We start from the raw sequence: 19,166 nt of genomic DNA on the forward strand, positions 1-19,166 counted from the left end.
CACCCGGCTGACCGGCGACCGGCGGGGCAGTGGGTGGCTGCTGGACTGGCGTCCCGGCATTCTGCGGCGTCGCGCCAGCCTCCTCAGCCTCTGGTCCCCTGGCTATTGGAGCGCCCGCCCCTGGCTGACCGGCGACTGGCGCCCCGGAGCCTGGCTGACCGGCGACCGGCTGAGCCGTAGGCCGCTGCTGGACCGGCGGTTCCTGCACGGGCGCTGCTGCGCCTGGTTGGGCTGCAGGCGATGGCTGTGGGGCGCGTGGTTCGCGCACGGGCGCCCCCGCACCTGGCTGCTCCGCAGCAGGCGCCCCAGCGTTCGGCTGCCCCGCGGCGGGCGCCCCCGCACCTGGCTGCTCCGCAGCGGGCGCCGCTGCACCTGGCTGACTAGCCGCAGGCGCCCCTGCTGCAGGCGCCTCTGCACCTGATTGCCCGGCGGGCGTCCCTGCTCCAGGCCGCGGATGACCATCCGGGCCCAGATCGGGGTCGATCGAGTCGGCATCGGCGCGTTCGCGGGCAGCGTCTGCGTGGACCTCCTCGGCCGTCCTCTTCTGCTGCTGGGCCTCCTGGGCCAAGCGGTCTGCTTCGCGTCGCGTCTTTTCGGCCTCGAGTTGGGCCCGATCTGCCTCAGTCTCGGTTTCCTTGGCTGCCACCTCACGCTCGCGTGCGGCTAGCGCCTGCTTATCGGCGTGGTCGCGCAGATCCGCAGCCTGCGCCCGGTCATGTGCCTCTTGCTCTCGACGAAGCCGCGCGTTTTCCTCGGCTCGCTTGCGCCGACTGCCCACGGACATCGCGACGATGAGCACGATGATGATCGCCACGACGACGATCCCGATGACGATCCAGACCCAGGTATCCATGAACAGCTCCAGTTCCTCGGGGGTTCCCACTTAACGCGACATCACCGCCTGGTGCGACTTGAGAGCCGAACCGGCCGCCGTTATCGCGCACCCGACCGGTGCGTACGCAGCTACCGTGGGCGGATGAGAATGCTCACCAGCGAGGAGGTCCAGGACCGCCTTCGCCCGCACGTCGGCATCGATGCCCCGGGGCTGACCTGGCTGATCCGTACCGGTGGCGAAGTCCTCTCGGGTGCCCTCGGCAGCCGGGACCGCGCAGGCGAGGAACCACTCGAGACCGATGAGATCTTCCGGATCTCGTCGATGACCAAACCGATCACCGCCGTCGGCGCATTGATCTTGACCGCTGACGGCGCGATCACCCTGGACGACCCGATCGAGACCTGGCTCCCCGAGCTCGCCGACCGGCGGGTGCTCCGTACCCCGGACGCTGAGCTGGACGACACCGTGCCCGCCGAACGATCTGCGACCGTGCGGGACCTGCTCACCAACACCCTCGGTTGGGGGATGGACTTCGCCGACTTCTCCGCCACGCCGTTCACTCGGCGCTGGTCCGAGCTGAACCTGGGCGACGGTCCGCCAGGCCCTGCGGAGCAGCTCCCGGCGCAGGAGTGGCTCGCCCGTGCCGCCAGGCTCCCGCTGCAGTACCAGCCGGGCCAGCGCTGGCTCTACAACACGTCCTCGGTGGTGCTCGGTATCCTCATTGCCCGGGCGTCCGGCAGCTCCCTTGCGACCTTCCTCACCGAGCGGATCTTCACCCCGCTCGGGATGACTGACACCGGGTTCTGGGTGCCGCCCCAGAAGCAGGCGCGATTCGGCCCCTGTTACCGGGAAGGAGACGAGGTCTACGACCCACCGGAGGGGCAGTGGAGCGCTCCGCCGGTGATCGAGGGTGGAGACGGCGGCCTGGTCTCCACCGTCGCCGACTACGCCCGGTTCGCCAAGCTCCTGCAGGGCCGCGGGAGCGTGGACGGCCAGCGGCTCCTGCCGGCCGAACTGGTGCACGCCATGATCACCAACCGGCTCACCGAGGCCCAGCTCCGCGCGGGCGGACCGGACCCCGGCTCCGGCTGGGGATTCGGCCTGGCGGTGCTGCTCACCGCCGCCGAGGAGGGCCCCGGCGCCGGTAGCTACGGCTGGGCCGGCGGGCTGGGCTCCACCTGGAGCAACGACCCGGCGACCTGCCGTACCGGTGTGCTGCTCACCAACCAGATGTGGACCTCACCGGAGCCGCCGCCGTTGGTCGCGGCCTTCGAAGCGTTGCTCGGTCGGCCCTGAGCCGATCCCGGAGTACCTCCGACACACAACGGGACACCGAGACCGGGTCTCGGGGGTTCACCCAGTCTCGGTGTCCGCAGGTCTGTGGCGGCCTAGTAAGGCCTTGAGATCCCCCTGCTCAGGCGATGCCCTGCGTCCACACGCTGCACCGGTCGCTGTCGCCGATGCACACCCGGATGTAGACCCGGTAACCCTCGGGAATGTTCCCGCTACCGTCGGGGGTGCCGAGGTTGAAGGTGCTGTCGTAGGTGGTGTAGAAGGTGTCGCGGTCCACGGTGACGCCACTGCGGTTCTCTACCCTGACTTCGGCGCGCGCAGGCTGGCCGTCGCTACGGCGGTCCATCACGTGGAGCGTCTCGCCCCTGGGCCAGAAGCTCACCTGGTAGCGGTCCGAGGGGACGCTTTCGTCGTACATGATCGATTGTGCCCACCAGCCGCCGGCGTCGTTCGCCGCTTCGTCCCAGATGCTCTGGAAGCACCAGGCCCCACTGCAGTGGTGGATGTTCCCGGTCGGCCTCACCCCACCGTCGGGAGCCGCCAGGGCAGCGGTACTGTCCGGTGCCTCGACCAGGATCGGGCCGATGGTGTCGGTGCTGCTCGGGGCCGCCGTGGCCGGCATCGCGCCGGCCAGTACCCCGGCGGTGAGCGCTCCGGCCGCGCCGAGTGCTGTCAGTGTGCGTCGTGTCTTCTGTGTGATCCCCATCCGGCCAGTGCAGCAGAGAGCCCTTACACCGGTCTTTCACCGCGCGCAGCAGAACACCGAGACCGGCGCTTGGGGATCTATCCGGCCTCGGTGTCCTGGATCGTGGGTGGGGGCTCAGGCGTAGCCGAGCACCCACGGCGCGCAGTGGTCGGTGTCACCGACGCACACCTGGATCCACACCTGGTAGCCCTCGGGGATGTTGCCGGTGCCGTCCGGGGTGCCGAGGTTGAAGTCGGTGTTGCTGCTGGTGTAAAAGGTGTCCCGGTCCACCACGTTGTCGTTGCGATCCCGGACCTCCACGTTCGCCCGAGCCTGGTGACCGTCGCTGAGGTTGTCCAGCAGGTTGAGCCGCTCGCCTCGCGGCCAGAAGGATGCCGTGTACGTGTCCAGGTCATCGCCACGTACGTGGAGGATCGACTGTGCCCACCGGCCCCCATCGTCGTTGGCCGCGTTGTCCCAGATGGTCTGGTAGCACCAGTTCGGTGAGCAGTGATACGTGCTCCCGTTCGGGGTCACCTCGCCGGCGGGCGCGGCCAGGGCAGGCCTGCCGTCCGGTGCCGCGATCGTGGCGGGCGTGTTCGGGTCGGAGCTGCTCGGCGCGGCTGCCACCGGCAGAGCGCCGGCCAGCACCCCGGTGGTGAGCAGGCCGGCAGCACCGAGTGCGGTCAATGTCCGTCGTGCGTTCTGGGTGATGCTCATCCCAGCAGTGCAGCACCGCGTTCTTGCATCGTGCTTACATCAACCGTCACTCACCGCACCCCGGTTACCCCGAGCGAGGAGGTGATCTGCTTCTGGAAGATCAAGAACAGGATCACCAGCGGCGCCAGCGCGATCGTCGTGGCGGCCATCACCAGCGTCCAGTTGCCCGCGTACTGGGTCTGCAGCGCCGCCGTGGCCACCGTGATCACGTTCCACTCCTCGGCGGGCGCGATGATCAGCGGCCACATGAAGTTGTTCCACTGGCTGACCACAGTGATCAGCAGCAGCGTGGCGAGGATCGGCTTGTTCATCGGCACCATCACCTGCCACAGCCGCCGCAGCACCCCGGCGCCGTCGATCGTGGCGGCGTCCAGCACATCCGACGGCGTGGAGCGGAAGTTCTCCCGGAGCAGGAAGATGGCGTACGGGGAGCCGAACATGAACGGCACCACCAGTCCGGCGAAGCTGTTCTTCAGCCCGAGCGAGGTCATCATCGAGTACAGCGGGATGATGGTGACCACCACCGGGATCATCAAGGTCGCCACGTACACCCAGAACAGCGTGTCCCGGCCAGGGAAGTCCAGCTGCGCGAACGCGTAGGCAGCCAGGATCGAGGAGACCATCTGCCCGAGTACCAGCACCACCACCACCTGCACGGTGACCGCGATCGGCACGATGAAGTTGTACTCCTGCGAGAACAGCGCGGCGAAGTTCTCCCCGGTCACCGGGTCCGGCAGTGCGGTTGGCCAGCTGGTGTTGAACTGGTGGGAGGTCTTGACGGCGGTCATCACCGAGAACACGAACGGCCCGAGCATCAGCAGGGCGCCGCCGAGCAGGAAGGCGTAGGTGAGCAGGTTCGCGCCCAGGCGCGAGGAGGCCCACGACGGCGCAGCTCGCCCGCCGCTGGCACGTCGCCTCGCGCGGGGCGTGGGTGAGGCCCCCGGCGGCGCGGAGGTGGTCGAGCGTGAGGTCGGCTGGCTCATGACATGTCGTAGGTGATGCGTCGGCGGAAGTAGCGCTGCTGGATCAGGGTGATCAGCACGAGCACGGCGAACAGCACCACGGCCATCGCCGCGGCGCGGCCGAGGCGCAGGTTCACGAACGCCTCGTCGTAGATCCGACTGGCGATCACGTCGGTGCGAAACGCCGGCCCGCCGCGGGTCATCGCGTAGATGGCGTCGAACACCTGGAACGAGGCGATCACCGAGGTCACGGTGACGAAGAACATCGTCGGCCGAAGTAGCGGCAACGTCACTGAACGCAGCATGCGAACGCGACCTGCGCCGTCGAGCGTGGCTGCCTCATAGACCGCGGTGGGGATCTGCTGCAGACCGGCGAGGAAGAACAGCGAGATGTACCCCACCGTGGACCAGACCTGTACGAACACCACCGACGGCAGCGCCAGCTGCGGGTCGGTGAGCCACTCCACCCGGCGGCCAAGCAGAGCGTTCACCGCGCCGTAGGAGGGATCCAGCAGCCACTTCCAGACGACCCCCAGCGCGAGCGGCGCACTCACCCACGGCAGCACGTACAGCACTCGGAGCCAGGACGTACCCGGCAGCTTCCGATTGATCGCCAGCGCGAGCAGCAGACCGAGTGCGATCGCCGTGGGGATAGTCATCACGGTGAAGGCGACGGTCACCCACATCGAGTTCAGGAACTGCCCCGAGGTGAAGACGTGGGCGTAGTTCGCCAGCCCGACCCATCGTGGGGTGGAGATCAGGTTCCAGCGCAGGAGAGACAAGGCGAGGACACCGAGCACCGGCAGAATCAGGAACAGGCCCACCCCGATCAGGCTCGGCGTCAGCATCACGTACGCAGCCCGAGCCTCGTGGCGTGCGCGTGCGTTCACCCCTGGCCGACCTCTCCGTTGCTGGCTCCTGGCAGGGAGCCTAGCGGCCGGTCACTCGTGGTCGGCGAGGAACTCCTCGATGTCCACGGCGATCTGTTCCGGGTACTCGCCGTTGATCGCGTGTGAGGCCTCCGGGTAGACGCGCACCGTGCCGTCGGTCAGGGCTTGTTCTGCCGTCTCGGTGGCCGTCGGCGGATCGTGCATCACCGACTCCCCGGCGATGAGCGCCAGCACCGGTATGTCCAACGTGGAGAGCTGATCGGGACTGATCCGCTCCGGCTGCGGCAGCTTCATCCGGTAGTGCTGCATCCCGGCCTCGATCATCTCCGCCACCGGAACCTCCTCCACCGGAGCGCCACCGGCAGTGTAGGAGTTGAAGCCGTCCCGCCAGGACTTCGGCAGCCACGGAAACGCCGCCGGGATGGAACGTACGATCGTCTCCAACGGCATGTCGTCGAACACGTTGACCGGATCCATCAGGGTCAGGGTCTCCACCCGCCCAGGGGCATGCAGTGCGAGGTTGACTCCGGTCCATCCGCCGATGGAGAGCCCCACCACGTGGACGGTGTCCTCGTCCAGCTGGGCGAGTGCTTGGTCGAGCCAGTCGGCCTGTTCGGCGGAGGAGGTGATCGGGCGCTCCTGCACGCTGCGGCCGGGCTCACCGAGCAGGTCGATCAGATAGACGTCTCCGATCTCGAGCAGCGATGGCAGGTTGTCGGCCATCACCGGTGCACCCGATGCCGTCCCCGGCAGGAGCACCATCGGCGCCTCGGCATCCCCCGTCCCCTCGAACCGGTACACCCGCACGAACCCGTAGTCGGTACGAAGGTCCTGGGTCTGGTCGGGTTCGGGCAGGTCCTCGAACGCCTCGGCATAGGCCGCCAGGTAGCGGTCCTGACCTTCGGCGCTGTCCCAGTGGCCCACCGGGGACGGGTTGCGCATCGCGAAGGCGATCACCACCACCAGTGCCGCCAGGACTGCCAAGGCGATCCGGCGGCGTCGGCGCCGACGCCGCCGCCGGAGTGCGGTGCCCTCGGATGCGCCGGGCTCGCCGGGTTCGCTGGGTTCGCTGGGTTCGCTGGGTTCGCCGGAGTCGCCGGAGTCGCCGGAGTCGCCGGATGCGCCGGGCTCGCCGGGCTCACCGGGTTCGCTGGGTGCGCCAGAGTCGGGGGTGTCGGTGGCAGCGTGTTCCGCCATGCCTCGCCCGGGAGCGGGGTGCTCTGCGGTGGTGTGGCCGTCGGTGGTGTGCTCTGCGGTGGTGGTGTGCCGGTCAGAGGACGGTTCTCGCTGGTCAGCGGCCTCGTCCTCGGTGCTGCGGATGCTCTGTTGATGGTTGGCCATCAATACTCCTAACCGATCGGTCAGATATGTCACCGTACGGTAAGCTGATCGCTATGGCAACGGAGTTTTCCACTGCGGCGGACACTGGCGGCACGTTCATCGAGCGGGCCCGGCGGGCGCAATTGATCGAGGTCACCATCGAGCTGGTGGCCGATGACGGCTACCGGGGTGCGTCACTGGCGCGGATCGCCGAGCGGGCGGGTCTCTCCAAGGCGGCCGTGCTGTATCACTTCGCGTCGAAGGACGCGCTGGTGCAGGCGGCGCACCAGGCAACCCTCGTTGCGCTGACCGGTGACGTCGCGAAGGCGATCGAGGCAGCGGATTCCGCTGACGCACCGGCAGCTTATGTGCGGGCCATGATCGGACACCTGCGTGAGCAGCCCCGGCACACTCGTATGTTGATCGAGGCGATGAGTCACGGCTTCGGCGAGCATGGCGCCGCTGAGCGCTGGCGGGCGCTGGCGCAGATCCTCGAGGCGTCCTGGCCGGGGCGCCTGGCCGATTCAAGGACGGCGGCGGTGATCATCGGGGGAGCGATCGACGGCATCGTGAATGAGAGTCTGCAGGATCCGACCTACGACACCGCGGCGGCGGCCGAGCAGCTGATCCGCATGATCGCGGTGGCCACCTAGCGGCCCTGGCGTCGATACCAGCCCCGCGCCGCCCGGGACCAGAGCAGTACCACCGCAGCGAGCAGCCACGCGATGGCGCCGAGCTTCAGCACGATGGTCAGCGCCGGTACCCCGGCGGAGGGGACCGGCGTCAGCAGCACAAGGCCGCTGACGGCGATGGTCACGGTCAGAGCGACGAGAGTGTCCCTCGAGCCGCGAAGGGTCACCGCGGTGAGCACCAGAACCGCCGCACCGATCGCGGCGGTCATCGGCCCGATGTGCACCCCGAGACCCGCGAACGCGGTGGCCGGGTCTGGATGGAGGAAGGCCGCGAAGCCCCGCCACGCCATCTGGCCGCCGAAGTACAGCAGTGCGGCTCCAGCGATCCCGGCCATGACCGCTCCGGTGGTCACGTGGGTGGGTCGGCGGTGGCTGGGGTCGGTCGGGCCAGCACCTCTGGTGGTGCGGGACGTCGTTACCGGCGTCGGTGCCGTGGTCCGTGCGCCGGCGGTGGTGAACCAGCCGCGGCGGGACCAGAGCAGCACCGTGATTGCGGCAATCCAGACGACGCCGAAGAGCAGGAGCGGCGAGGTGCGGTCGTCGTTCATCGCGGCGAACGTGAGCACGAGATACAGACCGGCGGCGATGCTCAGTCCGATCAGCCCGCCCCGGGACCGGGTGAATGCCGCGACCGTCAGCAGGGCGAGGATCGCACCCACGACGAGCAGCACGATGCCCAGGGTCAGCAGGGTGATGTCCCCCGGCATGCTGACGCCGATACCGACAGCCTCGGTGAGGGCCCGCCGGAACGGCTGGTCGCCGGTCCGGTCGGCGATCACGAGCAGGAGCCCCATGGTGATCAGGAAGCCGGCGCTGATCCAGGTCAGCAGCGCAGCTGCGGTGACGGTTCCGGGCCGCTGCCGCGGGCTGACTGGTGGTGGCGAGTGGGACATCATGGCGCCTCAATTGACGGTGACGTCCAGTGTGGCGCTCCGTCACCGCGCCGGCGATGGGGAGTTGTGCCTGAGGCGAGGGGTCAAGCAGCCGGGGGATGACCGCTGCCGTGCAGCGGCCGGTTGCTCAGGAGCGACGCAGGGCCCGGAACCAGGATTGCCCGGACCAGAACAGCGCGATGACGGCCGCAGCCCAGAGGGCGCCCACCAGCGCGCGCCACGGCAACGCCAGCCCGGTCTCGACCGAGGTGAGCAGATAGAGCAGAGCAGCGATCGGGACCAGCGCGCTCAGCACCGCCAGCACGGTCAGGGCGACCAGAGCGCCCCGAGAGCCCCGGAACGCCAGCGTGGTCAGCAACCCACCGAGCAGCCCGGCAACGATGATCACCGTGGCGGTCAGGGCGACGGCCTCGTTCATCGCCCCCATCAGACTGGCCGGGTCGGTATTGGCCACGCTGACGAGCTGACCCACACCGGCGATGAGGAGCAGCGCCGAGGCCACCCAGCCGAGGATCGCGCCCACGACGACGGTCCAGGGGCGCGCGGGGCGCGAGTCCTCCTGCCCCTCCGGGTGCGGTGGATACGCCCCCGGCTGCCGTGGCTGTGCAGGCGGGGGCGGTGGCGCCGCGGTCATACCCGGGAGTCGTACCAGGACTTGCCGGACCAGAACAGCGCCGTGGCCGCGATCACCCAGATGAGCGGCAGCAGCGCGCCGCTGGTCCCACTCTCAGTGAACAGCGAGCCGAGGCTCAACACCACGTAGATCCCGCCGAAGATGGTGAGCCCGATCAGTGCGCCCTTCGAGCCGCGGAACGCGAACAGTCCGAGGACGAACGGGATGACTCCGAGCACGAGCAGCACGACGCCGACGACGATCACGGCACCGGCCGCAATCCCGGCCCCCTCACCGAACGCCTCGGTGAACGCCTGGCTCCCGGCGGCGCCGAAGATCACCACGAGCAGGCCGATCAGGATGAGCAGCCCGGAACCGATGAAGGTCATCACACCACCGGCGGTCACGGCACCCGGGCGCGGCTGCGGCATGCCGACCTGGCCGTACGGGTCGCCGTACCCGCCTGGCGCGCCGTAGCCGCCCGGGGCCATCGGCGGTTGTCCCGGCGCACCGTAACCGCCCGGTGCCATCGGGGTCTGCCCCGGGGCGCCGTAGCCGGGCGCTGCCGGGGGAGTCGAGTGGGCCGGACCGTAGCCGGGCTGCTGCGGAGGCTGACCACCCTGAGGCTGGCCAGGCTGCTGGTAACCGCCCGGCTGCTGCGGGTCGGGCTGGTTCGGCGGATAGGACAAGGCGTCTCCTCGGTCGGCGATTCTGCCATTGTGGCAAAGTCGGGGCGCGGAGGCGAGGGGAGTTGTGCCCACCCGTTCAGCCCGGCCTCGCTCAACCGCGCAGCCGGTGCCGCCAGAGCTGCACCACTGCCACGACGCCGGCCAGGCAGGGCAGAGCGGTGATCAGTCCGAGGACCGTCGGGACCATCCGGTCGTAGGCACCGGTCGGCGTGGTCGTGGCATACGCCGTGACCGTGACTGCGAGGATCCACAGGATTGTCGCGACGATGGGCACCCAGCGACGCCCGCGGATCGTGGCGCGGAGGGTGATCAGCCAGCTGATGATGCCGAGCAACCCGATCACGCCCAGCCCCACGGCGATCGCCGTCGTGTCGGCCTGCACCCATTCGTCGGGCCAGTCGGGATAGGTGGCGCGCACATGCGCCTCGATGGTGCCGGTGGTCACCAGGTCCAGCAGCGGTGCCAGTGCGGCCAGCACGGTCAGGGCGAGTCCGATCCAGATCGTGAACGCAGCGGGCGGCCGGGTCCGGGCGGACGGCCGAGAGGTCGGTGCAGTAGTTGTCATGTCAGTCCTCCAGGTCAGCGATAGAGTGGGTTCCAGATTGGTACTTGGAACTTGAGACACCATATCCCAACCGCCCGGGAGAGGCCATGCCTATTTCTGACCCGTCCGGACCGAGCCGACCCGAGGTGGCCTCGGCCATCGGCCGGCGCCGCCCCCGGCTGACCGACGAGCAGACCGAGCAACGGATGCTCGCCACGGCGGCACAAGCGCTGTCCCGGGAGGGCCTGACCGTCAGCCTCGACCACATCCGCCTGGAGGACGTGATCCGTGAGGCGGGCGTCTCCCGGAGCACGGCCTACCGCCGCTGGCCGAACAAGGATCTGTTCCTCGGCGACCTGCTGCTGGAGCTGGCCCGCGCCAGCGAGCCGATGGCGATGACCGGCACCCAGGAGGCCAGCGCCGCCATCCGAGCCGTGATCCTCGCGCACCTCGATCTGCTCCCCTCGCGGCAGGGGAGGCTGCAGCTGGCGGCCGAGGTGCTCCGGGAGGTGGGTGTGGCGGATTTTCGGCGAGTGATCGGCACACCCCAGTGGCGCACCTACCTCGCCCTGACGGTGAGTGCGGTGAGTATGGCGGAGGGCCCGCTGCGCCACCAGGTAGTCGAGACGCTCGCCGGCTCCGAGCGTGCGTTCATCCAGGGCATCGTCCGCAGCCACCGCATCGGACACCGCCTGCTCGGCCTGCGGATCCGCCCGGAAACCGGACTGGATTACACCGCGTTCGCTCAGTTCGTGAACGCGGCGATGCGCGGTCTGGTCAGTCAGACGATGGTGCGACCCGGTCTCGCCGATGACGAGTTCGACGGCGAGATCTTCGGTGTCCAGGGCCAGTGGAGCCTGCCCAGTCTGGTATCGGTAGCCGGACTGAGTTTCCTCGAGCCGGATCCGGACATCACCTGGGACGAGGGCCGAATCGAGGCCTTGCGGGTCCGGCTGGAGGCCGGGGACAACTTCCTCGAGAACGAGTCCTGAACCGATCGACCCACCGACCGGGCTACGCTCAAGCGATGACCGTCACCACCCCGATGGACAGGCTCCGGGCCGTGGTGGCCCCCGAGGCATGGAGCACCGAGCCCGCCGATCTGGCCCGGATGTCCCACGACGCCTCGCACTATCTGCTCACCCCCCGGGCGGTCGTCACTCCGGGCAGCCTGCCCGAGCTGGTCGCCGCGCTCACCGCAGCCCACCGGGCCGGTCAGCCGGTCACCTTCCGCGCCGGCGGCACCTCGTTGTCCGGGCAGGCGGGCACCGATGGTGTGCTGATCGATACCCGCCGGCACTTCCAACGGGTGGAGATCCTCGACGACGGCGCCCGGGTGCGCTGCCAGCCCGGCGCGGTGTTGCGCCGGGTGAACGCCATGCTCGCCCGGTACGGGCGCTGCCTGGGTCCGGATCCGGCCAGCGAGATCGCCTGCACCGTCGGCGGCGTGGTGGCGAACAACTCCTCCGGGATGACCTCCTCCGTGGCGGCCACCGCGTATCGCACCCTGGACTCGATGGTCTACGTGCTGGCCTCCGGCACGGTGATCGACACCGCGGACCCGGACGCGGACGCCCAGCTCGCCCGGCGCGAGCCGGAGCTGCACCGCGGACTGGCGCGACTACGAGAGCAGGTGCGCACCGACTCCCGGCTGCGCGCCACCATCGAGCACCAGTTCTCGATGAAGAACACGATGGGCTATGGCCTGAACTCGCTGCTCGACCACGACCAGCCGGCGGACATCCTCGCTCACCTGATGGTCGGGTCCGAGGGGACGCTCGGCTACATCGCCTCAGTGGTGCTGCGCACTGTGCCGGTGCCCACCGCCCGCGCTACCACCCTGCTGATGCTCGACGAGATCGGCGCTGCCACCGAGGCACTGCCCCGGCTGCTGGGTGCCGGCGCCCGCGCGGTGGAGCTGATGGATGCCGCCGCGCTGCGGGTAGCCCAGACTCTGCCCGCCGCTCCGGAGACGTTGCGGCAGATGAAGGTCACCGACCACACGGCGCTGCTGGTGGAGTTCCAGGCCACCGAGGAGGCTGAGCTCACCGAGCAGGTCGAGGCCGCCCGTCCGGTGATCGACACGCTGCCGTTGTCCGCCCCGGCCGCGCTGACCCGGGACGCCGCGGCCCGCGCCTCGCTGTGGGTGGTGCGCAAGGGACTGTACGCAGCAGTAGCGGGGGCCCGCTCGGCGGGCACAACGAACCTGCTGGAGGACATCGCGGTCCCGCCGGAGGCGCTCACCGGCACGGTCCGCGACCTGGGCCACCTGCTGCGCTCCCACGGTTACGGCGACGCGGTGATCTTCGGGCACGCGCGGGACGCGAACCTGCACTTCATGATCACCCCGCACCTGGACGATCCGGCCGAGCTGGCCACCTATGAGGCGTTCACCGAGGACCTGGTGGACCTGGTGCTCGGTGCGAACGGCACGCTCAAGGCCGAGCACGGCACCGGGCGGATCATGTCCGCCTACGTGCGCCGCCAGTTCGGTGACGAGCTGTACCAGGTGATGTCCGCCGTCAAGACTCTGTGCGACCCCCGCGGCATCCTCGCCCCTGGAGTGCTGCTGGACGATGACCCGCGGGCACACGTACGACACCTGAAGGTCATCCCCCCGGTGGGCTCCGCCGTCGACCGCTGTGTGGACTGCGGGTTCTGCGAACCAGGCTGCCCCTCTCGGAACACATCCACCACACCGCGGCAGCGGATCGCCTTGCTGCGCGAGGCAGCGACCGCCGATCCGGATACCCGTGCGGCGATCGAGGACGCCTATGACTACTCCGCGGTGGACACCTGCGCCGCGGACTCGCTGTGCGCGATCGCCTGCCCGGTCTCGATCGATACCGGTGCCGTGATGAAGGATTTCCGCTCCGAGCGGCGCGGGCCGTTGGCCCGCCGGGCCGGGTCGGTGGTGGCGGGCCAGTGGGGGCCGGTGACCGTCGGGCTGCGCGCGGGGCTGTCCATCGCCGACGGCGTTCCCTCCGGTGCGCTACGAGGCGTCACCTCCGCGCTGCGCAAGGTCTTCCCCCCGGAATGGCTCCCGCAGGTGGGGGCCGATCTGCCTGGGCCCGGCTCGCGCCGATCCGGGCTACTCACCTCCGATACCGCCGACGGCGCAGCTCACCCGGGTAGTGCGGGCCCGGGCGGCATAGCCGGTGCGGACACCGCCGATCTGCTCTTCTTCCCCTCCTGCACCGGTGCGATGTTCGGGCCGGCGTCCGGTGGGCAGGGGGCGGCGGCGGCGTTTCTCGCATTGTGCGAACGGGCCGGGCTGACGGTGGCGCTGGTACCGGGGATCGACGGGCTGTGCTGCGGCACCCCGTGGTCCTCGAAAGGCTTCACCGACGGGCAGAACCTGATGGCGGCACGCGTTGCCGATGCGATGCAGCAGGCCGCGGCGGACCGGCCGGCGGGCGCGCCCCCGCTGCCGCTGGTGTGCGACGCCTCCTCGTGCACGCAGGGGCTGACCGAGCTCGCCACCCACCTGGACCCGGTCCGGGCCACGATCTTCGCGGAGTGGGAGGTGCTGGATGCGGTGACCTACGTCCGCCGCGCGGTGCTGCCGCGGCTCGAGCTGGACCCGGCCGCGAAGGTGGACACGCTCGCCGTGCACCCGACCTGCTCCACCGAGCACCTGGGGATCGGTGCGGATCTGGAGGCGGTGGCCGGTGCGGCAGCACGGCAGGTGCAGGTGCCGCCGTCCTGGGGCTGCTGCGGCTTCGCCGGGGACCGGGGGATGCTGCACCCGGAGCTGACCGCCGGCGCCACCGAGGCGGAGGCCGCCGAGATCGCCGACCTGGAGGCGGAGCAGGGTCAGTTCGCGGCCTACGCCTCCTGCAACCGTACCTGCGAGATGGGCATGTCCCGGGCCACCGGCCGTGACTACGAGCACGTGCTGGAAGTACTCGCTCGAGTCACCCGCTAACCCCCGCCCCCCACACTCACCCCCACACCCACCCCGGGTCGTCCTGTCAGGGGTGCGCGATAGCGCACCCCTCACCTGACGACTCAGGTGTTCATGCCGAGGTAGGCCTGCACCACCCGGTCGTCGGCGAGCAGGTCGGCACCGGTGCCCTCGTGCGCCAGCTCCCCGCTGGCGAGCACGTAGCCCCGGTCGGCCACGCTCAGTGCGCGGCGGGCGTTCTGCTCGATCAGGATCACGGTGGTCCCGGCGGCGCGGATCTCGCTGATGACGGCGAACACCTCGTCCACGATCAGCGGGGCTAGTCCCATCGACGGTTCGTCGAGCAGGATCAGCGAGGGGTTGGCCACTAGCGCCCGGCCGATAGCGAGCATCTGCTGCTCCCCGCCGGAGAGCGATCCGGCGGCCAGCCGACGGCGCTCGGCGAGCACCGGGAACCGGTCGTAGACCGCGTCGATCCCGCCGCGGCCGGCGTGCCAGCCACCCATCTGCAGGTTCTCCTCGATGGTCAGGCTGGTCAGGATCTGCCGACCCTCGGGCACCTGCACCAGCCCGCGGCGGACCAGCCGGTGTGCCGGGGTGCGGGTGATGTCCTTGCCCTGGAAGGTGATCCGGCCGCCGCGCGGGCGCAGGACCCCACTGATCGCGTTCACGATCGAGCTCTTCCCGGCACCGTTGGCGCCCACCAGCGTGACCAGCGAACCGGCCTCGGCCCGGAACGTGACATCGCGGACCGCCTGCACCCGGCCGTAGCTGACCCGCAGGTTCTCCACCGTGAGCATCGCCTCGGTCATACCGGTCGCCCCCCGTCCTGCGCAGTGCCCAGATAGGCCTCGACCACCGCCGGGTTGTCGGCGATGTCCGTGGGTGTCCCGGTGGCGATCAGCTGCCCGAAGTCCAGCACCAGGATCCGGCTGCAGGTGCGCATCACCATGCCGACGTTGTGCTCGATGAGCAGGATGGTCAGCCCGTCGCCGGCCAGGGAGCCGATCAGGTCGGACAGGCTGTCCGCCTCCGCCTGGTTCATCCCGGCGGCGGGTTCGTCCAGGATCAGCAGCGAGGGGTCGGCGGCCAGCGCGCGCGATCTCCAGGCGCCGCTGGTCCCCGTAGGACAGCGCCGACGCGGTGACCTTCGCCTGGTCCACCAGCCCGACCCGGTCCAGGCAGCGGGCGGCGTGCTGCAGCGCGCGCCGTTCGTCCCGGCGGGCCGAGGGCAGCCACAGCAGGCGGCGCAGCAGGGTCGGGCGGGAGACCAGGTGTGCTCCGACCAGGACGTTCTCCACCGCGCTCAGCCGGGGGAAGAGCTTGGAGTGCTGGAAGGTGCGGCTCACCCCGGCAGCGGCGATCCGGTGCACCGGGCTGCGTCCCGGCTGCGTGCCGAGCACCTCCAGCTCACCGGAGGAACCGCGCACCAGACCGCTGATCAGGTTCACCAGCGTGGTCTTTCCGGCACCGTTCGGACCGATCAGACCGACGACCTCGCCCCCGAAGATCTCCAGGTCCACCCCCTGGACGGCGTGTACCCCGGAGTAGTCCTTGCTCACCTTCTGCAGTCGTACCACCGTCTCGCCACGGCCCGGGTGCTGCCGAGTGGTCAGGCTGCCGGCCCCGTCGGCCTCGGCCGTACCGACCGGCATCCGCAGCCGCCGGGGGATGAAGCTGGCCAGACCGCCGGGCAGGAACAGGATGACCACCAGCAGCAGCACCCCGGAGAGCACCGGGCGGATCCAGCCGGCATCGATCCCGACCGCCCGCTGCAGCTCGGGCACCATGGTGAGGAATGCGCTGCCGAGGATGGGACCGATGAACAGGGTGGAGCCGCCGACCACAGCGGTGACCAGGCCGTCGATCGCGGCGGCGAAGTCGAAGTCCTCCGGCGCGATCAGCCGGACGAAGTACGCCCACAGCACGCCATAGAGCCCGGCGACCGCGCCCGAGGTGATGAACGCCTGGAGCCGGTGCCGGCCGACGTCGATACCCATCGCCCGGGCGGCGAGCTCGTCCTCGCGGATCGCGGCGAGCGCACGACCGTAGCGGGAGGGTCCCTGCCGCCAGAACCAGTAGGCGACGACGGCGAGTGCCACCCAGGCGGTCACCGGCGTGACCACTTTGGGCACCGACATCCCGCCGGCGCCACCGAGGCTCTCGGAGTTGACGATCAGGATGCGCACCGCCTCGGCGAACGCCAGGGTGGCGATCGCTAAGAACACCCCGCGCAGGCGCATCGTGGGCAGCCCGAGCAGTATCGAGGCAGCAGCACCGAGGGCCATCCCGATGACGGCGGCGATCAGCAGGGCGGGCAGGTCGCCGACCTGGTCCGGGGTGGGGGCGAGGGTGACGGAGCCGAACGCGGCGATCGCGGCGAACCCGGCCTGGCCGAGGCTGAGCTGGCCAGCCACCAGCACGGCGTAGAAGGAGAAGGCGAAGATCGCGCCGATCGCGATGAAGACGAGAGTGGAGTCGCTGAGCATCAGACCTCCCGCACCTTCCGCTTGCCGAACAGCCCCTGGGGGCGCACGACCAGGATCAGGAACAGCAGGGCGAAAGCGACCAGGTCACGCCAGCTCGAGCCGAGATACTGCACGGTGAACACTTCGGCCACGCCGAGCACCAGCCCGCCGACCAGCGCGCCGGGCAGCGAGGACATCCCGCCGACGATGATCACCGCGAGCCCCTTCAGCTCGATCGCGCTGCCCATACCGAGCTGGGCAGTGTTCACGTTCAGGGCGAACAGTGCCCCTGCTACGGCACCGAGCGCTGAGGAGATCGCAAACGTGGTGGCGGTGACCCGGTCCACGTTCACTCCCAGCACCCGCGCCGCCGTCGGGTTCTCCGCGATCGCCCGCATACCGCGGCCCAAGCGGGTACGGGCGACAAGGAGCCCCAGCGCGACCACGAGCACGATCGAGATCACCAGGATCGCGACCTGGACGGCGGAGACCTGCGCGCCGAGCACGGTGAACGTGGCCCCCGGCAGGGCCTCGGCCGGGAATCGCTGCGTGTCCGGCCCGTACCGGCCCTGCAGCAGTGCGATGAACACTCCGGCGAGCGCGATCGAGGAGATCAACCCGGCGAAGTGCGCATCGGGGCGCCGGTTCAACGGGCGGAAGGCGACCCGCTCGATCACCAGACCGAGCAGGGCGCCCACCACGAACACCACCGGCAGCATCAACCAGACCGAGATGCCGAGGCTGGTGACCAGCTCGATGCCGACGTAGGCCGCGACGGCGAACACGGCGGGGTGCGCCAGGTTCAGTCGATCCAGGATGCCGAACACCAGGGCGAACCCGATGGCGAACAGCGCATAGAGCGAGCCGAGGGAGAGCCCGTTGAACAGCTGCTGGATGTCGACCAAGGAAGTGCGTTTCTCAGTCCAGGACCGCGAACGAGCCGTCCTCGACGATCTGCACGACCGCCTCGTGCTCGACGTCCCGGTTCTCGTTGATCGACAGCGGTCCGAGCACAGTCGGCAGGTCGCTGATGTTGGTCAGACCGTCCTGGATGTCGTCGCGTTCACCGGAGCAGTTGGTCCGCACTGCGGTGTCGACGATGGTCATCGCCGCGTACGCCTGAGCCGCGAACTGGTCCGGCTGGCTGCCGTACTCCTCTTCGTAGGCGGCAAGGAAGTCGGTGTTCTCGGGATTGTCGGAGGCAGAGTTCCAGGCGGCGCCGACCACCACACCTTCGGCGGCCTCACCGGCGTCGCTCATCAGCTGGGGGTTGTTGAACCCGTTGCCGCCGATGATCGGCACGTCCAGCCCGACCTCACGGGCCTGGGTGACCAGCGGGATCGCCGCCTCGATCAGACCGGAGACCACGATCGCATCCGGCTCGGCGCCTGCCGCCTCGGTCAGCAGCGGTCGGAAGTCGGTATCGCTGACGGAGAAGGTCAGCGTGTTCGAGACCTCCACTCCCTCGGCCTCGAGAGACTCGGCGAACACCTCGTAACCGGACTCGGTGAATGCGTCATCGTTGCTGTACATCACCACCACGTCTTCCAGGCCGAACTCTTCGGTGGCGGCCGCGATCGTCTGCGGGATGACCTGGCCCTCGGTGAGAGAGTCCCGGAAGATGTAGTCGCCCTGCTCGGTGATGCCATCGGCCGTGTTGGAGATGGCCAGCACCGGGACAGCGCCCTCTTGCGCGATCGGCTGAGCCTGGAACGCCCCGTTGGACAGTGTCGGGCCGATGATGATGCTGGAACCGCCGTCGACGAAACCTTCGAACACGGTGATGCCCTGCCGTGGATCGGTCTGGTCGTCTTCGACGCTCAGCTCGTAGGTCACGCCGCTCTCGGCGTCGTTCAGGTGCGCGACGGCCAGCTCCAGCCCGTTGCGCTGGGACTCTCCGTAGCTGCCGGCGCCCCCGGTCAGGGACAGCGCCGCGCCGACCGGGATCGGCGCCCCGATCGTGCAGTCCGCACCGCTGCCCTCGCCGACGAGCTCGCCGTCCGAGCCGCCTCCTCCACTCTCGGAATCGCACGCCGCGAGGGCGAGGGCGAGCGTACTCACCGTGGCGATCGTCACGATCTTGCGCATGATTTCTCCTCGAACGCCTGCGACGTCAGTCGGGCGCGGCTGATTGATCGGCTCCGCGGCCTGCGAAGCGTGGCCCCCTGCGATGGAGGAGCACACTATCTGCGCGCGAGGCTACACCCCAAGGCGGGCCTTCGATGCGGCTTACACCCGGCAGGCACTAATCCATCAAGCAGAACTCGTTGCCCTCGAGGTCAGCCATGACCACCCACCCGTCGGGGTCCCGACGCAGCGCTCGCCCGCCGAGCCGGACCAGGCGCTCGCGTTCGGCCGCCGGGTCCTCGGCGGTGACGTCGATGTGCAGGCGGTTCTTGGTGATCTTGTCCTCGGGTACCTGGTTGAAGAACAGCCGCAGGCCCGCTCCTGCTGTCGGTTCGACCAGCACCGACGGATCCTCCTCGGGGTCGGTGATGCCCTGCGCCGCGAGGTCGGCCATCGCCTCCTCGTCGTAGGCGGCTACCTGGTAGCCGTCGAGGGCCGCGGCCCAGAACCGCGCGAGGGCGGCGGGGTAGTGGCAGTCGACGACGAGGTCACGTAGTACGGCCATACCCGCCGACTGTGCCAGAGCGG

The 19,166-nt window shown here is 69.7% G+C and carries 19 protein-coding genes and 1 pseudogene; 5 read left to right on the forward strand and 15 right to left on the reverse strand.

The annotated features are described in order from the left end of the window. Positions 1 to 454: 454 nt before the first annotated feature. A complete protein-coding gene (locus tag FU260_RS01190; RefSeq protein ID WP_147915404.1) occupies positions 455 to 667 on the forward strand; it encodes a hypothetical protein in 213 nt (70 codons plus the stop codon). 309 nt (positions 668 to 976) lie between these two features. After that, positions 977 to 2,131, forward strand: a complete 1,155-nt coding sequence (locus FU260_RS01195; protein WP_168211600.1) for a serine hydrolase domain-containing protein — start codon at positions 977 to 979, stop codon at positions 2,129 to 2,131. A 118-nt stretch (positions 2,132 to 2,249) separates the two neighbouring features. Here FU260_RS01195 and FU260_RS01200 read toward each other — a convergent pair whose 3' ends face one another. The 5 genes from FU260_RS01200 to FU260_RS01220 all read right to left on the reverse strand — a co-directional run bounded on the left by FU260_RS01200 (position 2,250) and on the right by FU260_RS01220 (position 6,726). Next, positions 2,250 to 2,834, reverse strand: a complete 585-nt coding sequence (locus tag FU260_RS01200; protein ID WP_147915406.1) for a hypothetical protein — start codon at positions 2,832 to 2,834, stop codon at positions 2,250 to 2,252. A 114-nt stretch (positions 2,835 to 2,948) separates the two neighbouring features. Further along, the gene (locus FU260_RS01205) at positions 2,949 to 3,533 is read right to left on the reverse strand and encodes a hypothetical protein (RefSeq protein ID WP_147915407.1); all 585 of its coding nucleotides are present in this window, start codon (positions 3,531 to 3,533) and stop codon (positions 2,949 to 2,951) included. A 50-nt stretch (positions 3,534 to 3,583) separates the two neighbouring features. Further along, positions 3,584 to 4,516: a carbohydrate ABC transporter permease gene (locus FU260_RS01210; RefSeq protein WP_147915408.1), complete on the reverse strand. Its 933-nt coding sequence runs from the start codon at positions 4,514 to 4,516 to the stop codon at positions 3,584 to 3,586. Beyond that, the gene (locus FU260_RS01215) at positions 4,513 to 5,385 is read right to left on the reverse strand and encodes a carbohydrate ABC transporter permease (protein WP_147915409.1); all 873 of its coding nucleotides are present in this window, start codon (positions 5,383 to 5,385) and stop codon (positions 4,513 to 4,515) included. Before FU260_RS01215 ends, FU260_RS01210 begins: the two co-directional genes overlap by 4 nt. Positions 5,386 to 5,436: 51 nt before the next feature. After that, entirely contained in the window at positions 5,437 to 6,726 is a 1,290-nt protein-coding gene (locus FU260_RS01220) for an alpha/beta fold hydrolase (protein ID WP_235912133.1), read from the reverse strand. A gap of 53 nt (positions 6,727 to 6,779) precedes the next feature. On the opposite strand from FU260_RS01220, the gene FU260_RS01230 reads away from it, so the two are divergent. Further along, complete coding sequence (locus FU260_RS01230) at positions 6,780 to 7,358, forward strand: TetR/AcrR family transcriptional regulator (RefSeq protein ID WP_147915410.1); 579 nt, start codon at positions 6,780 to 6,782, stop codon at positions 7,356 to 7,358. Here the strand turns inward: FU260_RS01230 and FU260_RS01235 are convergent. From FU260_RS01235 to FU260_RS01250, 4 genes are all read right to left on the reverse strand, one after another. Continuing rightward, positions 7,355 to 8,293, reverse strand: a complete 939-nt coding sequence (locus tag FU260_RS01235; RefSeq protein ID WP_147915411.1) for a hypothetical protein — start codon at positions 8,291 to 8,293, stop codon at positions 7,355 to 7,357. The two genes, FU260_RS01230 and FU260_RS01235, sit on opposite strands and share 4 nt — an antisense overlap. A gap of 124 nt (positions 8,294 to 8,417) precedes the next feature. Continuing rightward, on the reverse strand, positions 8,418 to 8,924 hold the full coding sequence (locus FU260_RS01240) for a hypothetical protein (protein WP_147915412.1): 507 nt from the start codon (positions 8,922 to 8,924) through the stop codon (positions 8,418 to 8,420). Beyond that, positions 8,921 to 9,592, reverse strand: a complete 672-nt coding sequence (locus tag FU260_RS24320; protein ID WP_187368352.1) for a hypothetical protein — start codon at positions 9,590 to 9,592, stop codon at positions 8,921 to 8,923. The genes FU260_RS01240 and FU260_RS24320 overlap by 4 nt, the downstream gene beginning before the upstream one ends. A gap of 91 nt (positions 9,593 to 9,683) precedes the next feature. Continuing rightward, positions 9,684 to 10,157: a hypothetical protein gene (locus FU260_RS01250; RefSeq protein WP_147915413.1), complete on the reverse strand. Its 474-nt coding sequence runs from the start codon at positions 10,155 to 10,157 to the stop codon at positions 9,684 to 9,686. Between the two features lie 86 nt (positions 10,158 to 10,243). On the opposite strand from FU260_RS01250, the gene FU260_RS01255 reads away from it, so the two are divergent. Both FU260_RS01255 and FU260_RS01260 read left to right on the forward strand, forming a co-directional pair. Then, entirely contained in the window at positions 10,244 to 11,128 is an 885-nt protein-coding gene (locus tag FU260_RS01255) for a TetR/AcrR family transcriptional regulator (RefSeq protein WP_147915414.1), read from the forward strand. 35 nt (positions 11,129 to 11,163) lie between these two features. Continuing rightward, positions 11,164 to 14,064, forward strand: a complete 2,901-nt coding sequence (locus tag FU260_RS01260) for an FAD-binding and (Fe-S)-binding domain-containing protein (protein ID WP_147915415.1) — start codon at positions 11,164 to 11,166, stop codon at positions 14,062 to 14,064. 83 nt (positions 14,065 to 14,147) lie between these two features. On the opposite strand, the gene FU260_RS01265 is transcribed toward FU260_RS01260, so the two are convergent. From FU260_RS01265 to FU260_RS01285, 6 genes and pseudogenes are all read right to left on the reverse strand, one after another. Then, the gene (locus FU260_RS01265) at positions 14,148 to 14,855 is read right to left on the reverse strand and encodes an ABC transporter ATP-binding protein (RefSeq protein WP_147915416.1); all 708 of its coding nucleotides are present in this window, start codon (positions 14,853 to 14,855) and stop codon (positions 14,148 to 14,150) included. Next, positions 14,852 to 15,088 (reverse strand): ABC transporter ATP-binding protein C-terminal domain-containing protein, encoded by a 237-nt coding sequence (locus tag FU260_RS24520; RefSeq protein ID WP_425328566.1) that lies wholly within the window; start codon positions 15,086 to 15,088, stop codon positions 14,852 to 14,854. The genes FU260_RS01265 and FU260_RS24520 overlap by 4 nt, the downstream gene beginning before the upstream one ends. Positions 15,089 to 15,194: 106 nt before the next feature. Beyond that, a pseudogene (locus tag FU260_RS01270) lies at positions 15,195 to 16,532 on the reverse strand (ABC transporter permease subunit); the annotation flags it as partial. Next, complete coding sequence (locus FU260_RS01275) at positions 16,532 to 17,416, reverse strand: branched-chain amino acid ABC transporter permease (protein WP_235912134.1); 885 nt, start codon at positions 17,414 to 17,416, stop codon at positions 16,532 to 16,534. The gene FU260_RS01275 and the pseudogene FU260_RS01270, both read right to left, overlap by 1 nt. 13 nt (positions 17,417 to 17,429) lie before the next feature. Continuing rightward, positions 17,430 to 18,599 (reverse strand): ABC transporter substrate-binding protein, encoded by a 1,170-nt coding sequence (locus tag FU260_RS01280; protein WP_147915417.1) that lies wholly within the window; start codon positions 18,597 to 18,599, stop codon positions 17,430 to 17,432. Between the two features lie 157 nt (positions 18,600 to 18,756). After that, complete coding sequence (locus FU260_RS01285; protein WP_147915418.1) at positions 18,757 to 19,143, reverse strand: VOC family protein; 387 nt, start codon at positions 19,141 to 19,143, stop codon at positions 18,757 to 18,759. Positions 19,144 to 19,166 lie beyond the last annotated feature (23 nt).

This window comes from Ruania zhangjianzhongii, assembly GCF_008000995.1.
Lineage (GTDB): Bacteria > Actinomycetota > Actinomycetes > Actinomycetales > Beutenbergiaceae > Ruania > Ruania zhangjianzhongii.